Annotated in this window: 15 protein-coding genes; 7 read left to right on the forward strand and 8 right to left on the reverse strand. The window is 58.1% G+C overall.

Annotation, left to right across the window (positions count from 1 at the left end; all coding sequences use genetic code 11):
- Positions 1 to 12: 12 nt before the first annotated feature.
- Positions 13 to 816, forward strand: coding sequence for a substrate-binding periplasmic protein (locus FQB27_RS00065; RefSeq protein WP_169558840.1), 804 nt, complete (start codon positions 13 to 15; stop codon positions 814 to 816).
- A 32-nt stretch (positions 817 to 848) separates the two neighbouring features.
- Here the strand turns inward: FQB27_RS00065 and FQB27_RS00070 are convergent, their stop codons facing one another.
- The gene (locus tag FQB27_RS00070) at positions 849 to 4,211 is read right to left on the reverse strand and encodes an ATP-binding protein (protein WP_169558841.1); all 3,363 of its coding nucleotides are present in this window, start codon (positions 4,209 to 4,211) and stop codon (positions 849 to 851) included.
- Positions 4,212 to 4,376: 165 nt separating this feature from the next.
- Entirely contained in the window at positions 4,377 to 4,958 is a 582-nt protein-coding gene (locus tag FQB27_RS00075) for a PhnA domain-containing protein (RefSeq protein WP_169558842.1), read from the reverse strand.
- 201 nt (positions 4,959 to 5,159) lie between these two features.
- Here FQB27_RS00075 and FQB27_RS00080 point away from each other — a divergent pair, with 201 nt between their 5' ends.
- On the forward strand, positions 5,160 to 8,174 hold the full coding sequence (locus FQB27_RS00080) for an HD domain-containing phosphohydrolase (protein WP_206374119.1): 3,015 nt from the start codon (positions 5,160 to 5,162) through the stop codon (positions 8,172 to 8,174).
- Here FQB27_RS00080 and FQB27_RS00085 read toward each other — a convergent pair.
- From FQB27_RS00085 to FQB27_RS00105, 5 genes are all read right to left on the reverse strand, one after another.
- On the reverse strand, positions 8,167 to 8,985 hold the full coding sequence (locus FQB27_RS00085) for a carbohydrate ABC transporter permease (RefSeq protein WP_169558843.1): 819 nt from the start codon (positions 8,983 to 8,985) through the stop codon (positions 8,167 to 8,169). The two genes, FQB27_RS00080 and FQB27_RS00085, sit on opposite strands and share 8 nt — an antisense overlap.
- Positions 8,982 to 9,857, reverse strand: a complete 876-nt coding sequence (locus FQB27_RS00090) for a carbohydrate ABC transporter permease (protein WP_169558844.1) — start codon at positions 9,855 to 9,857, stop codon at positions 8,982 to 8,984. The genes FQB27_RS00085 and FQB27_RS00090 overlap by 4 nt, the downstream gene beginning before the upstream one ends.
- 79 nt (positions 9,858 to 9,936) lie before the next feature.
- Entirely contained in the window at positions 9,937 to 11,166 is a 1,230-nt protein-coding gene (locus tag FQB27_RS00095) for an ABC transporter substrate-binding protein (protein ID WP_348540518.1), read from the reverse strand.
- A 185-nt stretch (positions 11,167 to 11,351) separates the two neighbouring features.
- Entirely contained in the window at positions 11,352 to 12,434 is a 1,083-nt protein-coding gene (locus FQB27_RS00100; protein ID WP_169558846.1) for an ABC transporter ATP-binding protein, read from the reverse strand.
- A gap of 381 nt (positions 12,435 to 12,815) precedes the next feature.
- Entirely contained in the window at positions 12,816 to 13,457 is a 642-nt protein-coding gene (locus FQB27_RS00105; protein ID WP_169558847.1) for a MarC family protein, read from the reverse strand.
- 179 nt (positions 13,458 to 13,636) lie between these two features.
- Between FQB27_RS00105 and FQB27_RS00110 the strand changes: the two genes are divergently transcribed.
- The 3 genes from FQB27_RS00110 to FQB27_RS00120 all read left to right on the forward strand — a co-directional run bounded on the left by FQB27_RS00110 (position 13,637) and on the right by FQB27_RS00120 (position 18,289).
- Entirely contained in the window at positions 13,637 to 15,004 is a 1,368-nt protein-coding gene (locus tag FQB27_RS00110; protein ID WP_169558848.1) for an MBL fold metallo-hydrolase RNA specificity domain-containing protein, read from the forward strand.
- 61 nt (positions 15,005 to 15,065) lie between these two features.
- Entirely contained in the window at positions 15,066 to 17,486 is a 2,421-nt protein-coding gene (locus tag FQB27_RS00115) for a Lon protease family protein (RefSeq protein WP_169558849.1), read from the forward strand.
- Positions 17,483 to 18,289, forward strand: a complete 807-nt coding sequence (locus FQB27_RS00120; RefSeq protein ID WP_169558850.1) for a hypothetical protein — start codon at positions 17,483 to 17,485, stop codon at positions 18,287 to 18,289. Before FQB27_RS00115 ends, FQB27_RS00120 begins: the two co-directional genes overlap by 4 nt.
- Before the next feature lie 11 nt (positions 18,290 to 18,300).
- Here FQB27_RS00120 and FQB27_RS00125 read toward each other — a convergent pair whose 3' ends face one another.
- Positions 18,301 to 19,650 carry an erythromycin esterase family protein gene (locus FQB27_RS00125; RefSeq protein ID WP_169558851.1) on the reverse strand — a complete coding sequence of 450 codons (1,350 nt, stop codon included), beginning with the start codon at positions 19,648 to 19,650 and terminating at the stop codon, positions 18,301 to 18,303.
- Positions 19,651 to 19,953: 303 nt separating this feature from the next.
- Between FQB27_RS00125 and FQB27_RS00130 the strand changes: the two genes are divergently transcribed.
- Both FQB27_RS00130 and FQB27_RS00135 read left to right on the forward strand, forming a co-directional pair.
- Positions 19,954 to 20,196, forward strand: a complete 243-nt coding sequence (locus FQB27_RS00130) for a hypothetical protein (protein ID WP_169558852.1) — start codon at positions 19,954 to 19,956, stop codon at positions 20,194 to 20,196.
- 87 nt (positions 20,197 to 20,283) lie between these two features.
- Entirely contained in the window at positions 20,284 to 21,048 is a 765-nt protein-coding gene (locus tag FQB27_RS00135) for a Crp/Fnr family transcriptional regulator (protein WP_169558853.1), read from the forward strand.
- Positions 21,049 to 21,193 lie beyond the last annotated feature (145 nt).

Genomic DNA, 21,193 nt, shown 5'->3' on the forward strand with positions numbered 1-21,193 from the left:
TCGGATATTGACATGACAAACAGGCTCTCTCTGCTGTCCTGTCTGCTGGTGTTGCTTTCCCTGTTCGCAATCCAGCCCACCCGCGCCCTCGAAACACCGGATACGTTCCGAATTTGCTACGAGGACGTCCCGCAGCCGCCCTTTTATTTCGGGTCCGGGCCGGAAATTCCAGCAGTACGGCCCGGCCTTTACATCCATATGTCCGATCTGATTTCCGAACGGCTGGACCTGTCCATTACCCATATCCGCGCGCCGTGGAAACGGTGCCTGTTCTTTCTGGAAAGGAACGAGGTGGATGCGGTTTACGGCGCCTCTTTCAAGCCGGAGCGTATCCTGATCGCCCATTATCCGCGACACAATGGCGCCATTGATGACAGCCGCCGGATCGCCACCAAGTCCTATAGCCTGTACAAGCACAAGACCGCCCCCATTCACTGGGACGGCGAGGCCCTGACCCACGACACCCGGTTCATTGGCGCGCCGCTTGGCTATTCCATCATTCCCTTCCTTGAGCATCACGGCGCCACCGTCGAGACCCGCTGGAGCAATGTTGAGGGGATGAACATGGTCGCACAGGGCCGGCTGGAAGCCTTCGTGGCACAGGAACCCGCAGGGGATGCCATTCTGGGACAGGACCCGCACCGGTTCAGGGATGTGGTCAAGGTCAAGCCGCCGCTACAAAGCAAGTCCTACTTCATGATCATCAGCAAGGGGTTCTATGAACAATACCCCGCCCTCAGTGAAACCATCTGGGATGAAATCGCCTTAATTCGGGATCACCACATGCCCGCCCTGATGCTGCAATATCTGGATTGACCGCACGGCTATGCCGCCCTAACAGGGCTCCTTCAGTCCCCCTCCAGCAGGGAGAGGGCCCGCCGGTAATCCTCGCCAGGGCGGGAGTCCCGGACCTGCCCAAGGGCAGATCGCAGCCTTCCTTGCATGTCCTCCGCCTTACCGGTTGACGCAAGCAGGTCGGCCCTGTCCATCTCCGCCCGCAAAAGGAACAGTCCCGTTCCCTGCTTTTCTGCCGTTTCAATGGCCATATCCAGCCGGTCCAGTGCTTCCTGCCAGTTGCCGGACCGGGCCTCGACCACCCCATCCAGCCGCTGCAACTCGGCAAGGGCGAAGGCGTCCCTTGTCGTCCCGGCAACGTCGAGGCCATCCCGAACGGCTTTCCGCGCCACATCAATCCGACCCGCCCGCACCGCACTGTCGGCCAGAAAGGATGACCATGTTGGAACATGGATCATGGCCCCGGTCCGGCGCCAGTTGTCAATGCCGGCCACCGCATCGGCAATACCCTTGTCCCGATCCCCCTGATTGGCCCGTGCGCACCCATCCAATACCTCGTGATGGGCGGACCAGAATACAAATCCGTGCTCCCGGCACAGATATTGGACCCGGCTTTCCGTTTGCAGGCAGCCCGCATATTCCCGCTGCAACAGATTGACAAATCCCATGAGAGCCGTGGCGAATGTCAGGACAATCGGCTCCTCCAGCTCGGCCGCCATGTCGACACCGGCACTGGCCAGCCTGTTGCCAAGGTCCAGATCGCCCCGGACACAGGCCACAAGCCCCTGATAACTGGTGGCGACAATCTGGGGAACCTCGCCATGATCCCGAAGGGTAAGGTGCATGGGCTGCCCACACACCACATCAACACAGGCATCGAAATCCTGCCAGGCCCCGTCAAGATTACCAAGGGTCATCTTGCTTGACCCAAGGGCGCGAAAGGCCAGTGCCTCCATACAGGGGTTGGCCGCCTCCCGCGCCAGATCGAACAATCGTTCTGCAAGGGCCATGCTTGTCCGGATCTTGCCGCGATCATAGATGCAGTTCCACAATCCCCGCGACGCGGTGAACAGGGGCCCCTTGAAACCGTTTTTCAGGCAAAGCTGACGGGCGCGCTGATAATTTTCCTCCACCTCGGTCGAGGCATATCCGCAATAGGCAATCAGCGACAGCCCCATGGCGAGACGGCAGGAAACCTCCTCCCGATCCCGGTCCCTGTCCCTCTCATCCTCCTGCCCCCTGTCTTCTCCCAGACATCGCAGCGCATTCTCATAGGCCCGGATGGCCTCTGCATTGGCGGAACGGCTGGCTGCTGCGCTGCCCGCCTCCTTATAAAACCGCACCGCTTTATCCATATCCCCCGCCAGTTCCGCATGCTGTGCCACCAGTTCGGGGCGGGCTTCGGTATCCGCTTCAAGGCAGCGGGCAATCCTCCCATGCACCAACTGGCGCTGGCTGAACAACAGGCTGGAATAGGCCGCATCCCGAACAAGGGCATGCTTGAAGCGATAACTGCTATCCGGCGGTGTTCCCCGCTGAAACAGCAATTCCGCCCCCACCAGCCGGTCCAGCGCCGCGGTCAACGATGCCTCATCCACATCGGCGATGGCCCGGACCAGCCCGAACTCGAATTCTCGGCCAATACAGCTGGCCTGCTGGGCGATGCCCTTGACGTTATGAAGCCGGTCCAGCCGGGCCATCAGGGAATCATGCAGGGTCCGGGGTACAACTGGCTCGCGCTGGCCATCCAGATGGCTCTCTCGCTCCCCCGGTCCCCGGTCAGGCAGATCGGCTTCAAGCAGGGACTTGGTCAGTTCCTCAATGAACAGGGGAACCCCGTCGGTGCGCGACAGGATATCCGCCACCAATCCGTCCGGCAGGTCACATTCCCCGGCCAGATCGCCAATCAGCGACCGGCCCGCCTTTCGGTCCAGACGGTTGAGGGTGAGCAGGGACAGCGCATTGCGGTGCCGCAACTTGCCAAGAAATCCAGGGCGTGATGTCATCAGGACCAGAACCTGCCTGCCGCCGATCCGGTCCAGAAGAAGCTCCATCAGTTCAAGGGTGGTGGGGTCCGCCCAATGGGCATCTTCCAGAACCAACAGAACCGGCTTTCTGTCCGTCAGCCGGATCACCTGCCCGACCAACGCCTCCAGGGTCCGGTGCCGTTTCTGCATGGCGCTCAGATGGGCAATCCGCTCTCGGCCGCCGACGGAAACCCCCAGCAGTTCCGCCACCAGAACAACGATGGCCGGGTCCCGGATCGCCTCCTCTCCCAATTGCGCCTGCAACAGGCTTGCCGCCCTGTCCGGGGGCAAGTGCCTGTCAATTCGATAGATCCGCTTCAGCTTCTCAATCACCGGCCACAGGGCGGCATCCTGAAAACTGGGCGAGCACTGGTAGCGAATTCGGAACTGATCCCGTCCCCCCAACGTCTCCAGAAACGCCCCCAGCAACCGGGACTTGCCAATTCCGGCCTCGCCAATGACCAGAACCCCATGTCCCTCGCCCCGCTCGGCCTCGGCCCACTGCTCGGACAAGCGGGCCAGTTCCTGATCCCGCCCGACAATGCGGTTCAGGGTTGCATGACGGGCCTCAAAGCGGCTTTCCTGACGGACCTCGCCCTGAACCTCAAAGGCCTTTTCGTTCTGGCCAAAGCCTTTCAACTGCACATTTCTGACCTCTGACAGGGTAAAAAGCCCTTCCACCAGACGGGCCGTGCTGTTGCCGATCATCACGGAATCGGGGCGCGCCGCCTGTTGCAGACGGGCGGCAAGATTGGGGGTGTCCCCGGTGACGGTGCGTTCCATGGCTTCATGTTCTCCGATGGCCCGCCCCACCACGACCAGCCCGGTGGCAATCCCGACCCGGCACTGCAGCGGCTCGCGCCCGGCGCCAACGGATATCCCCTTCACCGCATCCAGAATGGAAAGCCCGGCCCGGACGGCCTGTTCCACATCATCCTCATGGGCCATAGGCCAGCCGAAATAGGCCAGCACCCCATCCCCCATATACTTGGCCACATGCCCCTTGAACCGATTGACCTCGGCACTGACCACCTGTTGATAGGACTGAAGCAGGGAACCCATTTCCTCCGGGTCCAGAAGGCGGGACAATTGGGTTGATCCGACAAGATCCACAAACATGACGGACAGATAGCGGCGTTCCGCCTGTAGCAAGGCCCCTTGATCTTTTCGGGCCGCGCCCCCGCCCTCCTGCCCTGATCCACTCGGAACCGGCGGTGCCTTTTCCAGCGCCTTCCGAAAACGCCGCCGCAACCCGACGGACAGACCCATTTCCTTCAGGTCGGCATCGGACAGGTCGGATAAAATATCGGGAGTGATGTCATGGGCGGCGAACAGATCAACCAGACCCTCCAGATCATGTGCTGACAACCAGTTCGCAAGGGTATCCATTGAGCATCCAACATGAGAACGAAAACTGATGTAGGGGAATACGGATAACGCAAAGGACTTGAGACGCAGCTACTATACCACGGCCCTCAATCTGGCGCAATTTTACGAAAACTATGCGCCGTTGATCAACTTTTCAGGGATGTCTGTCGCGGCCTGCGACCGGGATCAGTTCTTTTTCACAAATTCGGTCAGGATCACAATATGCTGTCCATTGACCCGGCCCTCGATCTGCCCCGGATTATCCGGCACCAGCGAAATACCCCGTACGGCGGTTCCCCGCTTGGCGGTAAATCCGGCGCCCTTCACTTTCAGGTCCTTGATCAGGATGACCGTGTCGCCGGCCTGCAGAACGGCGCCGTTGCTGTCCTTATGGCCGCCATCACCGTCCTTGTCCGCACCGGCAACCGCGCCGCTTTTCGCCCAGTCCAGTGTTTCATCATCCAGATACATCATGTCCAGCAGGTCCTGCGCCCAGCCTTCACCGGACAAACGGTTCAGCATCCGCCATGCCAGCACCTTTACGGCGGGAACCTCGCTCCACATGCTGTCGTTCAGGCACCGCCAGTGATGGCCATCAACCTCTGCACTGCCATCCATCTGGTCCCGGCAGGTCCGGCACACAAAGGCCACATGATCCGGTGCCCCATCATCCATCGGTGCAACATCCAGAACGGCAAGGTCTATCACCCCGCTGCAAAGTTCACAAACGGATCCGCTACGGGTGGCAAGAAGGGTTTCAATGGTCATGTCAGCATACTTCTGTTCAAAGATTGGAAGGGCACCCGGACATTAAGCCCCCCAAGGAAACAAAGGCAACACATGTTTTGCCTATTTTTCCATCAAATATTACTAATTTAATGTTAGTCTTTGTAAATCAGTCACTACGCCTGTCAACAGCCTGTGGTGGCAACGGTCGCCCCACCCCTCATATGCAAGGCTCCGGTATCCATGAAACTGTCCCTGAAAACCAGTATCCTGCTTGCCATCGTCCTGCTGATCCTGACCTTCGGGTTGGCCTCCACATTTGTGACCTATCGGACCGGGGTGCTTGCGGCCGAGGAAACCGCCGCAACCGTTTTTGAGGAAGCGGTGGAGAGGGCCTATGCCAATGTGAACAATAAACTCTCCATCCTGCTGCAATCCGCCCTCTATGGCAGCCTGCTTCAGGACGCCCATGCCAAAACAACCAGCGGTCAGGAGGGGGATATCCTGCTTCCCCTGACCGCCATCCTTGAAAACAACCCGGATTTCCAGTCCGCCTTCTTCGGGTTTCGGGACGGGGGCTTTTATCAGGTCCTGAACGCCCCGCTGGCCACGCCAATCCTGCGGGATCTGGCCCCGCCGCCCGGCACCCGATGGGCCGTGTACCAGATCAGGATCACCCCCGGAAGCGGGGCGCGGACGGTCCGCTGGTCGTTCCTTGATCCCGCGCTGACCGAACTTGCCCGGCGGGACGGCCCGGACAATGGCTTTGACCCCAGAAGCCGCCCGTGGTTCCAGCAGGCCCAAAAAAGCAACACTCCCACCCTGTCCTCCGCCTATCAGTTCTATGCCCTCAACCGGCAGGGCATGACCGCATCCCACCGGATGGGGGACAGCGGGCATGTTTTCGGGATTGATTTCTCCCTACAAAGCCTGTCCGACTTCATCCAGAAAACTCCGGTCTCCCGAAGCGGCGGCCTGATCCTGTTTGACAGCACCCAGCGCCTCCTTGCCGTCAACCGCACTCTGGTGCCACAAACCGGGAAACTAACCTTTCCGGCCGCGCTGCCCGACATACAGGTCGGGCTTTTTCGGACCCTGATGGCAGACCACGGTCAGGGATGGGCGGAGAAAATTGACTTCCTTGGTACCCCTTCCATGTGGCGGGTCAAATACTGGGCGGGCGGCGGGGGCCAGTCGATTGGCATCGCAGTCCTTGCCCCGTTTAGCGATTTCACCCCCCGGCTTGGGGCCATCACCCGCGACATCCTGCTTGCCAACCTGCTGATCTTTCTGCTGATTTCGCCATTTGCCTATTTCTATTCATCCCGCATTGCGACCTTTGTCTCGAAACTGGCTGCAGATGCGGAACGGGTCCGCACCCTGATCTTTGACAAGACGGCCCCGCCGCCGTCCCGTATCCGGGAATTTTCCGCGCTCGGTCATTCCTTCACCCATATGAAGACCTCTCTTCGCGACAATACCGCCGCTCTTGAAAAGACACAGGCCAAGCTGTCCCGCCTTGTGGAGCTCGGCATCGCCATGACCGCCGAACAGGATATCCACAAACTGATGAGCATGATCCTGAACGGTGCTGCGGAAATCGCCAACGCCGATGGGGCGACCCTGTTCATGCTGAACGCCCAGAAAGACCTGCAGGTCCGTATCATCCGAAACGGAACGCTGGGGCTGTCTTTCGAGACGGATCAGGAAAAGACACCAAAGTTCCCGCCTGTCCCCCTCTATCTGGAGGATGGCACCCCCAACAACCAGAATATTGCCAGTTTCTGTGTGCTGTCCGGCAAAACCACCAATATTCACGATGCCTATGACCAGACCCGATACGACTTTTCACGGGCCCGCGCCCTTGATGAACAGTATAATTATCGATCTGTCTCCTTCCTGTCGGTGCCCCTGAAACCCAAGGACGGTGACATTCTGGGGGCGCTTCAACTGGTCAATGCCCTTGACCCGGAAACGGGCGAGATCATCCCCTTCGATGAGGATATCCAGCAATTTGTCGAGGCTCTGTCCGCGCAAGCCGCAACGGCCCTGCATAATCATCAACTGGCCGCCGAACTTGAACAGCTTGTGGAAGCCATGATCCGCTTGCTAGCCGGTGCCATCGACACCAAAAGCCCCTATACCGGGGCTCATTGCGCCCGCGTCCCCGTTCTGGCCCGCATGCTGGCAGAGGCCGCGTCCCGATCCGAACAGGGGACACTGGCCGATTTTCGCTTTACCACCGACAAGGAATGGCGGGAATTTCGGATCGGAACCTGGCTGCATGACTGCGGCAAGGTCTCCACACCGGAATATGTGGTCGACAAGGCCACCAAGCTGGAAACCCTGTATGACCGCATCCATGAAATCAGAACCCGGTTTGAGGTCCTGCGGCGGGATGCAGAAGTTTCCCTCCTCAAGGCTCACCTGACCCCGGACACCCTGAAAACCGTGGAGGCGGAACTGGCCCCCCTTGCGGCCGAACTCAGCCGCGACTTTGAGTTTGTCGCCCGGTGCAATCTCGGCGGTGAATTCATGGAGGATGAAAAGACAGTCCGCCTGAAAGAAATCGCAGAGCGAACATGGCTCCGCCATTTCGATAACCGGCTGGGTCTGGGCCATGAGGAACTTGGGCGGTGTCCCGACACGGACCCGACGCTGCCTGCAGCGGAACCCCTGCTGTCGGACCGGCCGGAACATCTTGTCCCGTCCTCACGGGACCCGAATGACCTCTATGCGGGATACGGGTTTAACATCCCGATCCCCGAACACCTTTATAACCGGGGGGAACTCTACAACCTATCGGTTGCTCGCGGCACCCTGACAAAAGAGGAACGCTTCAAGATCAACGAGCATATCATGCAGACCATTGCCATGCTGGAGCAACTTCCGTGGCCGTCGCACCTGAAACGGGTTCCCGAATATGCCGGCACCCATCACGAGACACTGGACGGCACGGGATATCCGCGGGGCCTGACGGGGGCGGCACTTTCCATTCCCGCCCGCATCACCGCCATTGCCGATATCTTCGAGGCCCTGACCGCCTCGGACCGGCCCTACAAAAAGGCCAAAACCCTGTCAGAATCCTTGCGTATTCTGCATTCCTTCAAACAGCGGGGCGCCATAGACCCTGAATTGTTCGACCTGTTCCTCACATCCGGGGTCTATCTTGACTATGCCCGGATGTTTCTCTCCCCCGACCAGATCGATGCGGTTGATACCACCCCGTATCTGGACAGGGCGGACAACGCTACTTGATCCCGGCCCGCATGAAGCTTTGCACGAACTGCCTTTGGAACAGCAGAAAGGCGATCAGCAGCGGACCCGACGTCATCAGGGTTGCCGCCGTGATGATGGACCAGTCAATCCCCTGATCCACGGACCCGAAAATGGACAGACCCACGGTCACCGGGCGGGTTTCCACGGAATTGGTCACGATCAGCGGCCACAGAAAGTTGTTCCAGTGGTGACTGACCGACACCAGCCCATAGGCCAGATAGGTCGGCTTGGCGAGAGGCACATAAACCTTCCACAGAATACCGATCGGACCGGCGCCTTCCACACGGGCCGCTTCTTCCAGTTCCTTTGGCACCGTCTTGAAGGTCTGCCGCAGCAGGAAAATCCCAAAGCCCGACGCGATATAGGGCAGCCCGATGGCGGCAATGGTATCAATCAGGCCCAGCGCCCGCATGGTCGAATAGTTCTCCACGATCAGGATATCCGGCATGACCAGCAATTGCAGCAGGACCAGCGCAAACAGGATATCCTTGCCCGGAAACGAGAACCGCGTGAAGGAATAGGCCGCCAGCGTACAGAGCACAAACTGGCCAATCAGGATAAACGTCACCAGCATGATGGTGTTGAGGAAATAGCGAGCAAAAGGCGCCGCATTCCACGCATCCACAAAATTGCCAAGGGTCAGCGGGGCCAGCAGGTCAAAACGGGTCGCATATTCACCGGGATGGGTGGCCGTCCACACCGCATAAATGATCGGCAGGAACCACAGGATACCCAGAAACCACGCCCCCAGAGTGTTCAGAAACTGGTCATAATTGAAACGATCACTCATTGGTAATGTACCCGCTTGTCCGCAAAGAAGAACTGGCCGATGGCAAGAATGGAAAGAAGAATAAGAAGGACAACCGTCAAGGCCGCGGCATAGGCCGTATCCCAGTATTTGAACGCGCTTTCATAGATATAGAACAGCAGCAGCGAACTGGCGTTATCCGGCCCGCCTTCGGTCATCACAAAGATATGGTCTACCAGACGGAAGGAATTGATCACCGCATTGACCGACACGAACAGGGTCGTCGGCATCAGCAGGGGAAAAACAATGCGCCGGAAGAAGGTCCATTTTCCGGCTCCTTCAATGGCTGCAGCTTCCCGCAGGCTGGGCGGAATCGACTGCAAAGCTGCCAGATAGAAAATCATGAAGAACCCGGCCTCTTTCCAGATGGCAACCACCATCACCGACCCCAGTGCCAGATCAGGGTCCCCCAGCCAGTTCACCTCGGAAAAGCCGAACAGGCTGCCGATCTGGTCGATCAGGCCGAAACCGGGCGTATAGAAAAACATCCAGATATTGGCAACCGCAATCAGGGGAAGGACCGTCGGGGCAAAATAGGCCATGCGGATAAAACCGCGCCCCTTCAGCTTGCCATCCACCCACAGGGCCATGGCCAGCGCCAGACCGATGGAGACAGGAATGGTCACCGCCGCATACCACAGGTTGTTGGTCAGAACCTGCCAGAAGGTTTCATCCTCCAGCATGGTGATATAATTGTCAAAACCGACAAACCGGGCCTCCCGGTTCCCCCGCGGGGTCGAGAAGAAACTGTCCCAGATGGTGACAACGGCGGGATAATGGGTGAAGGCAAACAGCAAAATCAGCGCCGGGCTCAGCAGCAGCCAACCATATACCCATTCCTTGCGTCCTGGCATTCCGGATCCCTTTTAAAGTCAAAAACAAATAAAAGATCACCGGCGCAGACCTAGGCCTGCGCCGGTGATCATCATAACATCAGCGATAGCTTTTCAGAATGCGATCGGCTTTCTTCTGCGCTTCCTTCAGCGCCTCTGCCGGATCCTTCTTGCCGGTAATCGCGGCTTCCAGGGCATCATTCAGGATGCTGGTGATCCGCTGGTTCTGGTAGGTGGAGAGTTCCGCCACTGCATATTCCAGCTGGTCACGGGCAATCAGGGCTGGCGGGAAGTCCGCCACATAGTCCTTCATCAGCTTGGTTTCCCAGGCGTCAGGACGCGGGGCCACATAACCGGTCGCAATAGTCCAGCGAGCGGCCTGCTCCGGTGCGGTGATCCATTTGATGAAATCGAAAGAGGCTTTCTTCTGCTCGTCGGTGGAGTCCTTGAAGATGTAGAAGTTCCCCCCGCCAGTCGGCGCACCATAGCGCTTGTTGGCTGGCAGCATGCCCACACCGAACGGGAAGGGGGCATTGTCACGAACGTTTGTCAGGTTACCAGTGGAGGTCCACATCATGGCTGCCTGACCTTCAAAGAAGGCCTTCGGGGTTGTGCCCCATTCCACGATACCCGGCTGCATGACCTTGTGCTTGGTGGACAGGTCAACCATGAACTGCAGAGCTTCAACAACCTTCGGATCGTCGAAATTGGTTTCGTTGCCGTCGTTGTTGGCAAGGATGACATCATTCTGGGTGGTCAGACCCTGGAACAGCCAGTAAGGGAAACCGGAAGACGGAATGCGCAGGCCCCACTGGGTCACATTGCCGTTGGCATCGCGCTTGGTCAGCTTCTTGCTGAACGCGACCATTTCTTCCCAGTTTTTCGGGGGTGTGTTCGGGTCCAGACCGGCTTCCTTGAAGGCGTCCTTGTTCCAGTACAGAACCGGGGTTGAACGCTGATAGGGAATACCATAGGTCTTGCCGCCGGTCTGGCTGTTTTCCATGAAGGCCGGATAGAAGGCCTTCAGAAGCGCCTTGTCCTCGTCGGTGGCCGCCACATCATCAAAGGCGATAATGGCGTCTTCCTCGATCAGGGTGAACATGTCCACCGCCAGAATAACGGAAAGCTGCGGCGGGGTGCCGCCGCGAACGGCCGTCAGGGTCTTGGTAATGGTGTCCTGATAGCTGCCGGCGTAAACCGCGTCGATGTTGACGTCGGGATTGGCGGCGGCGTATTCGTTTGTCAGTTCGGCAATGGTATCGGCTGCCTTGCCGCCCACGGCGACAGGGAAGAAGAATTGCAGGTCAACAGCCTGGGCATTGCCAGCCATCAGGCCGCAAAGGGCGATTGCCCCTGCACCAACCTTGATTTTGCTTAGGAATGACATGAATTTAAACTCCTGAAAAGATCATCCGTTGTTACATGTTAATCGTGCAGCAGGGCTGGCCTTTGCCCGAACCGCGTAGTCCTCGTCAAAACCGGAAGGAGGCCCCTTCCGACATCAAGGCGCGCGCCTTAAAGCTTTTCAACAGATGACACCCGTTTCCCGGAGCCACTGTCGAACAGGTGAAAATGCGTTGCATCCCAACGCAAGCGAAGCCGTTCCCCTACGGTCACAGCCAGTCGATTCTGAAGCCGGACGGTCAGCAGGCTGTCCCCGATCCGGCAGTCCACAAGATTGTCCGCCCCAAGATATTCAATGGACTCGACCGTTGCCCAGATCCCCTCATCCGGGCTGGCGGTGATATCCTCGGGCCGCAAGCCCATGGACAGGTCCGCCCCCGCAAGTTCGGCCGGCCCCGTGCAAATAACCTGATCATCCCCCCGGACAACCAGATTGCCGTCCTTCCAGTCCAGCGCCGCGATGTTCATGGGCGGTGTCCCGATAAAACGGGCCGTGAAGATGGAAGAGGGGTAGTCATACAGCTCTTTCGGGCTGGCGACCTGTTCGATCTGGCCGTTATTCATGACCACGATCCGGTCCGCCATGCTGATGGCTTCCGCCTGATCATGGGTCACATAGACCATGGTCAGTCCCAGTTTCTGTTGCAGGGCCCGCAGTTCAATCCGCATTTCGTGCCGCAGTTTCGCGTCCAGATTGGAAAGCGGCTCATCCATCAGGCAGACGGGTTTTTCGGCGATGATCGCCCGGCCCAGCGCCACCCGCTGTTGCTGGCCACCGGAAAGCTGCCCGGGACGGCGTTCCAGCAGTTGGGACAAGCCCAGCAAATCCGCAACCCGCATCAGCCGCTGTTCCTGCTCTGCCGCCGGTATTTTCCGCACTTTCAGCCCAAACAGGATATTTTCCCGCACATTCAGGTGGGGAAACAGGGCATAGGACTGAAACACCATGGCAATCTGACGTTCCTTCGGCGGCGCCGATGTCAGGTCCTGATCCCCAATGATGATGGCGCCCGATGTGGCCTGCTCCAACCCGGCGATAAGGCGCAAGGTGGATGACTTGCCGCAACCGGACGGCCCCAGCAAAACCGTGAATTCACCTGCATTCGCCGTAAAGGAAATGCCGTCTACCGCCTTGGCTTCTGTACCGTCATAGGATTTGGTCAGGTCCCGGATTTCAATTGCAAGCCCGGTCATGACTGTTCACCCCGTCCGTGGACGTGGCCCTCATGACCAAAATTCACCGCTGCCAACCTGTCAGCAGCGCACCCGTTTTTCCCGTTTCCGGCGATCTGAAGCATATACCCAACTCGTCAATTTGATTGCGGGCACACCCTGAAGCTGCCCGACACAGGGCCTGAATACTAAGATCACATTTCAACTTTTAAAAGTTTTTATGACAGATTTGTTACAGATAACTTTCACTTTCCAGCCCAAAGGAAATATTTTCCGTCCGTTTGAAAAAGAACGAAAAAATTCAGAAAAGTTCGAGAAAACGTCAAAAAACAGTCATAAAAGGCGTTTTTTCCGGTTTTTTCACTCAAAAGACCGCGCCGCGGCGCACCCCCCTTGAACGAACTACACCATCAGGCTGTTGCGAATACCGTCCAGAATGAACTGAACCGCAAGGGCCGCCAGAATGACCCCCAGCACCCGCGACAGGGTATGGGTAAAGGTCTGGCCCAGAATACGGGACAACGGGCCTGCCAGCATGAACAGGCACAGACAGATCAGCAACACACTGGCCAGCACGGCAAACACGGTGGATTGCAGCATCAAATCGCCCTTGGCCCGGCCGATCAGCAGCATGATGGAGGCAATGGCCCCCGGCCCCGAAATCAGCGGGACGGCCAGCGGAAACACGGAAATATCGTCCAGTGTGGGGTCGGACTTCATTTCCTCCGCCCGGTTTTCCCGCCGCTGGATCCGCTTGTCGAACACCATTTCCAGCGCAATCAGGAACACCATTACCCCCCCGGCAATGCGGAAGGCGGGAATACCAACCCCGAGAAGGCTGAGGAATTCAGCCCCGAACAGCGCAAAAAACGTCAGGATCGCCCCTCCGATCAGGGTCCCCTTGATCGCCATGCGCCGCTGATAGGCAATATCAGCGGTTCGGGTCAGCCCGATAAAGATGGAGAGAACCCCGATGGGATCGATGATCACAAACATGGTGACAAAGGCGGTAATGGCCAGTTCCGTGACAGCAGGATCGAGCATCTTTTCCCCGTGTAATAAAAGAATGACGGCAAGGTAACCGCCTGAAGGAACGAGAGAAAGCGATTTCTCGGCCAACGTTCCCCGGTTGACCATTGCGACCGCTACCGACAAGGCATACTATATTAGAAGGGAAAAATTCACATAGCCGGCAAATAGCGGACATAAGTGGGAGACTCCTGATGAAAATCACGTTTCTGGGTGCAACGGGTACGGTTACAGGGTCCAAATACCTTCTTGAGGATTACACCAGCAGAATTCTGGTCGATTGCGGCCTGTTTCAGGGGCTAAAGGAGTTGCGCCTTCGAAACTGGAACCCCCTTCCCATTGATCCTGCCTCCATCGACAAGGTTCTGCTGACCCACGCCCATCTGGATCACAGCGGTTATATCCCCCGTTTCGTAAAGGCTGGCTTCAAGGGGCCGATCCATTGTTCCGACGGGACCCTGGATTTGTGCCGGATTCTGTTGCCGGACAGCGGCCGCATTCAGGAAGAAGATGCCGCCCGGGTCAACCGGTATGGCTATACCCGCCATCATCCGGCCCTGCCCCTCTATACGGAAAAAGAAGCCAACCGGGCTCTGAAACAGTTCCAGCCCGTCGAGTTCGGGTCTGCCTATGCGCTCAACCGGGATTTGTCCTTTTCCCTGCACCGGGCCGGTCACATTCTGGGGGCGTCCTTCGTCAGACTGGAAAGCTCAGGCGGAACATCCGTCCTGTTTTCTGGCGATATCGGTCGCCCCAATGACCCGGTGATGAAGGAACCCGCAAAAATGCAGGACGCCGACTATCTTGTTCTGGAATCCACCTATGGCAACCGGAAACATGACAGCATCGACCCCGCAAAGGAGATCGGAGACATCGTTCGCACCACGATTGAGCGGGGCGGAACCGTCGTCATTCCCTCCTTCGCGGTCGGACGGGCGCAACTGATCCTGTTCTATATCCACCAGTTGAAGGCGACGGGCCAGTTGCCGGGCAACCTGCCCGTCTTTCTGGACAGCCCCATGGCCATCAATGCCTCTGAATTACTGTGTCGCCACCTGTCGGACCACCGGATGTCCCGCTCTCTTTGCCATGATGTCTGTAATGTGGCCCGCTTTACCCGGACGGTTGATGAATCGAAGGACATCTTCAACAGCTATCACCGGATGCCGAAAATCATCATTTCGGCCAGTGGTATGGCCACCGGGGGCCGGGTTCTCCATCACCTAAAAACCTATCTGGGGGACCGGCGCAGTACCATCCTGCTGGTCGGGTTTCAGGCCGCCGGCACCCGCGGTGATCGGCTGGCCCGCGGTGAAAAGGAAATCAAGATCCATGGCGACATGTGGCCGGTCAACGCCGATGTGCACCTTCTGGACAGCATGTCCGCCCATGCGGATTACACCGAAATTCTGGGGTGGCTGGAAAACTTCCGCGAGCCCCCCCGCAAGGTCTTCATCGTCCATGGCGAGCCAGAAGCCGCCCTCGGCATGCAGTCCCATATTCAGGAAAAATTCGGCTGGGAAACAGTCATCCCTGAATATCTCCAGGAAGAGGAATTATAGGGCCATTCGGCCCCCGGATGCCACGCCCACCCAAATACAAGCAGGAAACAAGGAAAAAGCAGTGACCATTACCCCGATTCCCCATGAAGACCTTTGCCGGGTCTGCGATCCGGAAAGCCTCGGATTTTCCTCAACCGCCTCGATCCTCCCTTCCGACAGCATTCCGGGACAAAACCGGGCCATCGAAGCCCTGCTATTCGGCGCCGCCATCAAGCGGGAAGGATACAACATCTATCTGGCGGGCGAATCCGGCCTCGGCAAACGGTCCATGGCCATGCGCCTGCTGGGGGAACGGGCCAATTCGGAAGCCCCGCCACAGGATTGGGTCTATGTCCACAATTTCATAACAGCCCCCCGCCCCAATGCCATTGGCCTGCCTCCAGGAAAGGGCATCGTTTTTCAACGGGCCATGCTGCAACTGGTCAAAATCCTCAAGGAAGCCATTCCCCGCGCCTTTGAAAGTGACGATTACAAACAGCGGCTGGCCAATATCAATGACGACTTTCAGAACCGGCAGACCGAAGCCCTGGATGCGTTCAGGAAAAAGGCCAAGGACGAAGACATTGCCGTGATCCGCTCCCCTTCCGGGTTTGCCCTACCCCCCATCCGGGACGGGCAGGTCATGACCGGGCAGGAGTTCGAGAAACTGTCCGCCGAGGAAAAGGAAAAAATCCAGAAAAAAATCCAGACCCTTGAAGAAGAGCTCCAGCTTCTACTGATGAAAGTCCCGCAGTGGGAGCAAGAGCATCAGGAAAAGGTCCAGGCCCTTAACGAGGAAATCACGTCGTTCGTGGTCACACAGTATATCGACAACCTCCTGAAACAGTTCGCTGATCTTCCGGAAATCGTCAGCCATCTTCAGGAAGTGCAAAAAGATCTGATCGCCAATATTTTTGGCATCATGCAAATGGAACAGGGCGGCGATCAGGGAGCTGAAAATGCCGAAATGGGCGGCCCCATTGGCGGGTTCAACCGCTACACGGTCAACCTGATCGTCAACCACAACAAAAAAAATGGGGCCCCGGTCATATTCGAGGATAACCCTACCCTTGGCAACCTGATCGGCCGGGCCGAGCATATTTCGCATATGGGGACACTGATCACCGATTTCCGCCTCATTCGCAGTGGCTCGATGCATCGGGCCAATGGCGGTTACCTCATCATTGATGCCCAGAAACTTCTGTCCCACCCTTTTTCATGGGACAGTCTGAAGCGCTGTCTGCGCGGTAAGCGGATCAAGATTGAATCCGCCGCCCAACTGATGGATATGATCAGTACCGTCTCGCTTGTGCCGGAGCCGATCCCGCTGGATATCAAGGTGGTGCTGGTGGGCAGCGTTCTTCTGTATGACATGCTGTGCCGGTTCGACCCCGAATTCAGGGAATTGTTCAAGGTCGTTGCGGATTTTGATGACCGGATGCCCAGAACCCCCGAAAATCAGGTGGCCTATGCCTCGCTGCTGGCAGGCACCATCCAGCGGGAAAAATTGAAACCCTTCACCAAGGAGGCGGTGGCCCGGGTCATTGAGGAAAGTATCCGCCTGACCGGTGATTCCGAGAAAATATCGAACCGTCTGGTGCAGGTTGCCGATCTGCTGCGCGAAGCGGATTTCCATGCCGAAACCGCCGGGGCCAAGGATGTGGAACGGGACCATGTTCAGCAAGCCATCAACGCGCAGGAACGCCGTCTTGACCGGGTTCGGGAACGGCTGCAGGAAAATATCAACCGTCATATTGTCCTGATTGACACCGACGGGCAGAAAACCGGCCAGATCAACGGCCTGTCCGTTTTACAAACCGGCAGTTTCATGTTTGGCCAGCCGACTCGCATTTCCTGCCGGGTTCGTCCCGGCGAGGGCAAGATCATCGACATCGAGCGGGAAGTGGAACTGGGTGGCCCCCTCCATTCAAAGGGTGTCCTGATCCTGTCCGGGTTCCTTGGGGCCAAATTCACGCTGGATATTCCCCTGTCGCTGCAGGCCAGTCTGGTGTTCGAGCAGTCCTATGGCGGGGTGGATGGGGATAGCGCCTCCTCCGCAGAGTTATATGCCCTGCTGTCCGCCCTTGCAGACGCCCCCATCCGGCAAGGGCTGGCCGTCACTGGGTCGGTCAACCAGTATGGGGATGTGCAGGCCATCGGCGGGGTCAACCAGAAGATTGAGGGGTTCTTCGATATTTGCAGGATCCGGGGCCTGACCGGCCAGCAGGGTGCCCTTGTCCCGGCCAGCAATGTGCCCCATCTGATGTTACGTCATGATGTGATTGCGGCCGTGAAAGACGGAAAGTTCAACATCTATCCCGTCGCCCATATTGACGAAGGCATTGAGTTGCTGACCGGCCTTACGGCGGGCAGCCCAAATGCAGACGGCCTGTATCCCGAAGACACGGTTTTCGGGCGTGTTCAGGCCCGCCTGAAGGCCTTTGCCGAAACCCGCCGCCGGTTCATGCGGCCGGAACCCGAGGGGACCGGAAAGGGAAAATGATGATGGACACCGACCAGACCAAACTGTTCAGGCGTATCCTGATACCGCTGATCGGAACGACTGACTATCAGGACACCCTGATAGCCGCAGCCCTTCTTGCATCCCGGTTGCATACCAGCCTCACCAGTCTGTTTGTCGAGGACAGGACCCTCCTGTCCATTGCCGAACTCCCCTGTGTGCGGGAAGTCACCTTGACCGGGCGCATTCTGACCGATCTGGACCGCCCGCGCCTTGAACATGGCCTGAAGCGTGAACTTCTGAAGATACGTGCCTCTCTCGAGCGACTTGAACGAAACGCCCCCCTGAAATGGGAGTTGGATAGCCGTCAGGGACTGCCCGGTGACGTGCTGGCCTCCATGGCCGGGCCGGGCGATCTTGTGGTGCTCTATCAGCAACGGGACAACCTTGGAACCGGACAGGGAACCCCCTTCCCCCTTGAAGCACTGGCCTTTGATCTTGGCTCTCCGCTTCTGCTTCTCAGGCGGCGTCAACCCTTGCGGGAAGGGGATATCATTGTTGTCTGTGATACGGACCAATGCTCTCCGTCGGTGATGGCACTGGCCAAGGCTCTCAGCGGGGCTCTTGGAAATCGCAGTGTCCAGCTGCTGCCCCTGCCCGGTGCGGGGTCCGTCGCGGACCTGAAGCGGGTTCTGCAGCAATATGCGCAAAATCCGCCATCCCTTGTGGTCCTTCCTGAACCGGCCTGCAAGCGTCTCGGGATCGACATCGCCGGGATTGCGGATCAAATCCCCTATCCGGTTCTGGTGGTCAAACCCACCCCCGAGGCCCCGGAAAAACCCTGAGAAAGAAGCGGTTAGCCTGACCGCACGTCCGGCCCTAGCATATCCGGCCCCAAAACCTCAAGCCCGCCTGTCACGTCATAATGCAGGACGAAGTCAAACTGTTCCGGCAGGCGCACCTTGATATAGTGACTGTCCCGTTCAGCTTCCGGCCGGTACACCACCCCGATGGAGCGTTCCAACCGGCGCCGGGCCATCAACAGATCAACCGCCTTGTCCCCGGCCCTGAGATCAAGAAGGAATGACTTCATGTTCACATGATGGAACACATCCTCGATACTGTCCGGCACTGCGGAAAGAAGGGTCCGAAGGCGGGACGGCTGGCCCCACCCCTCGGCCACGGTCACCTGCCCCCGGTTGGTTGAAAACCCGACCAGAAGGCTTTTCTGACCATAGGCTTCCCGCACCAGTTGCCCCACACTGTTCATCCCGCACCGGGACAGATCCGTGGCGGCGGCATTGCCCATGTGAATATTGTGCCCCCACACCACGATCCGGGCGTCCCGCCCCAGCCGCGCACCGCAGAAATCTGCAACCTTACACAGGGTCTCAAACATGTGCTGCGACCGGACGGTCCAGAAATCCGCTCCCCCTTGTAGGAACACCTGATCATACTGTTCAGCCTGCTGCAGCATGTCCGCCTTCCAGTCCGCCCCCGAACATTCCGCCGCTGGGTATTGCTCTGCTGTGACGGACCGAAAACTCTCGCGCCGGAAGGCGGCCAGATGATGCAGGGCCTCCCTCCCTCGTTGCTCTGGCAGATCGAGGGAGTCACTCCCCCGCCCGTCCCGAAACTTGCCGGGCAGATGTTCCAGATCCGCATAATGAACACGGGCGCGGCGGGCGGCCAGCGGGTCCGCCCTATCCAGATTGTCAAGAAGGGTGCGGATAGACTCCGTCATGCTAAAAAGATCCAGACCATAAAAGCCAACCGGCAGGGGGGCCGTCAGCCGCCCCAGTTCCGGGGACCGGAACTCGTAATTATAGGCCTGCAGCCATTCGATGAACTGGAACACCTCCCGATTGCGCCATTTCCACACCGGAAAGCGCCGGAAATCGCCAAGGGCCGCGTTCGCACTTTCCTTGCTCAGGCAGGACACGAAGCGGTTCACCCTGTCGGCATCGAACCAGTCCGCCTCAACCACCACGGCATCGAAGCCGCCTTCCTCGATCAGGCGCTGGGTCATTTCCGCCCGCGCCCGATAAAATTCACGGGTGCCGTAGGACGCCGCCCCGATCAGGACAAACCGCTTGCCCCGTGCGGCCCGGACAATTCCATCATACTCGCTCAGGCTACCGCCCAAGGGGATTGCCGCCTTTTCAAGGGCCGTCACCAGTTCATAATCCACATCTGTTGTTGTCATGACCCGTCCTCCGCATTTACCACGTGCCTGAACCGGGAATGCCACCTGCAACTGTCTGAAATCCGTACAGGGCGGTTAAACCGCTCTTTTTTGCCAAAAAAGACAGCTAGCCATGAATGACTTGCTCGCGTCTTGATGATTATCAAAACGGGAAAATGAACCGACTTGATATTCGTCAAGACACCGGAAAGCGACCCCGTCCAGACTGTCAGCCTTTCAAGCAGACCACCCGAAGACCGTGAGGGGAAAAAACGACTTTGGGACAGCACCGATCGTACGGGACTGAAACTGGAGGGAGTATCAATGACCCGACTGGCAAGCACACGGCCCGCAACGGCCCGGGAAATACAGGCCATCCTGACCGATCTGGACAGTGATCAGGTGCTCGATATTCAGGATACGGGGGCGCGAGAGGATGATATCCGGCTGGCCCTTGCCTGGCTGGAAGACAAGCTGGCCGCCCCCTCAGAGGACGGCAAGACCGATACCCGGGTTCAGGTTCTGTATGAACTGATCCTGTCCTTTCGATACCCCTGCCGCGAATAAATTATGATTTATTCAGTCGGGACCGGTGGACTTTTTCGTTAAACAATTATATACTAATGTATTAATTGATCCGGCACCGCAGACTGAATGATGACCTATGTGAACGAGCAGACAGTCAAGTTTCTGAACGGCCTTCCCTTTTTCCGGGACATGGACCCATCCGATGTGACGGTGTTTCTGAACACCGCCACCATACGCCATTATGCCCGTCATCAGACGGTTTTCCTGCAGGACGATCCGGCGGACCATTTTTTCGTGATCCGGGACGGCTGGGTCAAAACCTACCGGATCACCCAGGATGGCGAGGAATCCATTCGCTCCATCTTGCATGGCGGCGACCTGTTTGGCCTTGCCTCCTTTTTCGGGAATGCCGACTATCCCTACTGCGCCGAAGCGGTGGAAAAATCCGATCTGATCAGTTTTTCCATCACGCCCTTGCGGGAAAGAACGGAAAAGAAGCCGGAAATCATGCAGCGGGTCATTTCCAGCCTGTCCCGTGAAATGAACCGGCTGCATCTGGATCATGAACATATGACCCTGATGAGCGCCCCGCAGCGGGTGGGTTGCCTTCTGATGCAACTGGCACCGGAGCGAGGCCCCAACGGGTGCAGCTTCCGGTTTCCCTATGACAAGTCCCTCGCCGCCCAGAAGCTGGGCATGAAGCCGGAGACCTTTTCCCGCGCCTTTTTACAACTGAAACCTTATGGGGTGACGGTGAACGGCCCGGAATGCCGCATCGAAAATTTCGACATGCTGGCACAATATTGCTGCGCCCATTGCTCGGCCGAGGCGCGGGACTGTTTCAATGCCCCGCTGAAACCGGAAAACCAGCCCTTGAAACGGGTGCAATAGGCCTGCACCGCGCCAGTCCGATGACGGGGCCTTTCCCGCCTTCTGCCCTGCGAACCCCGCTCCAAACCCACACCAGAACAGACAATACAGACAATGGTTTCAACGAACCCGAAGAGACCCTATATGTAAGAAAGACCCACAGGCG

The organism is Sneathiella chinensis (assembly GCF_012720115.1).
GTDB lineage: Bacteria > Pseudomonadota > Alphaproteobacteria > Sneathiellales > Sneathiellaceae > Sneathiella > Sneathiella chinensis.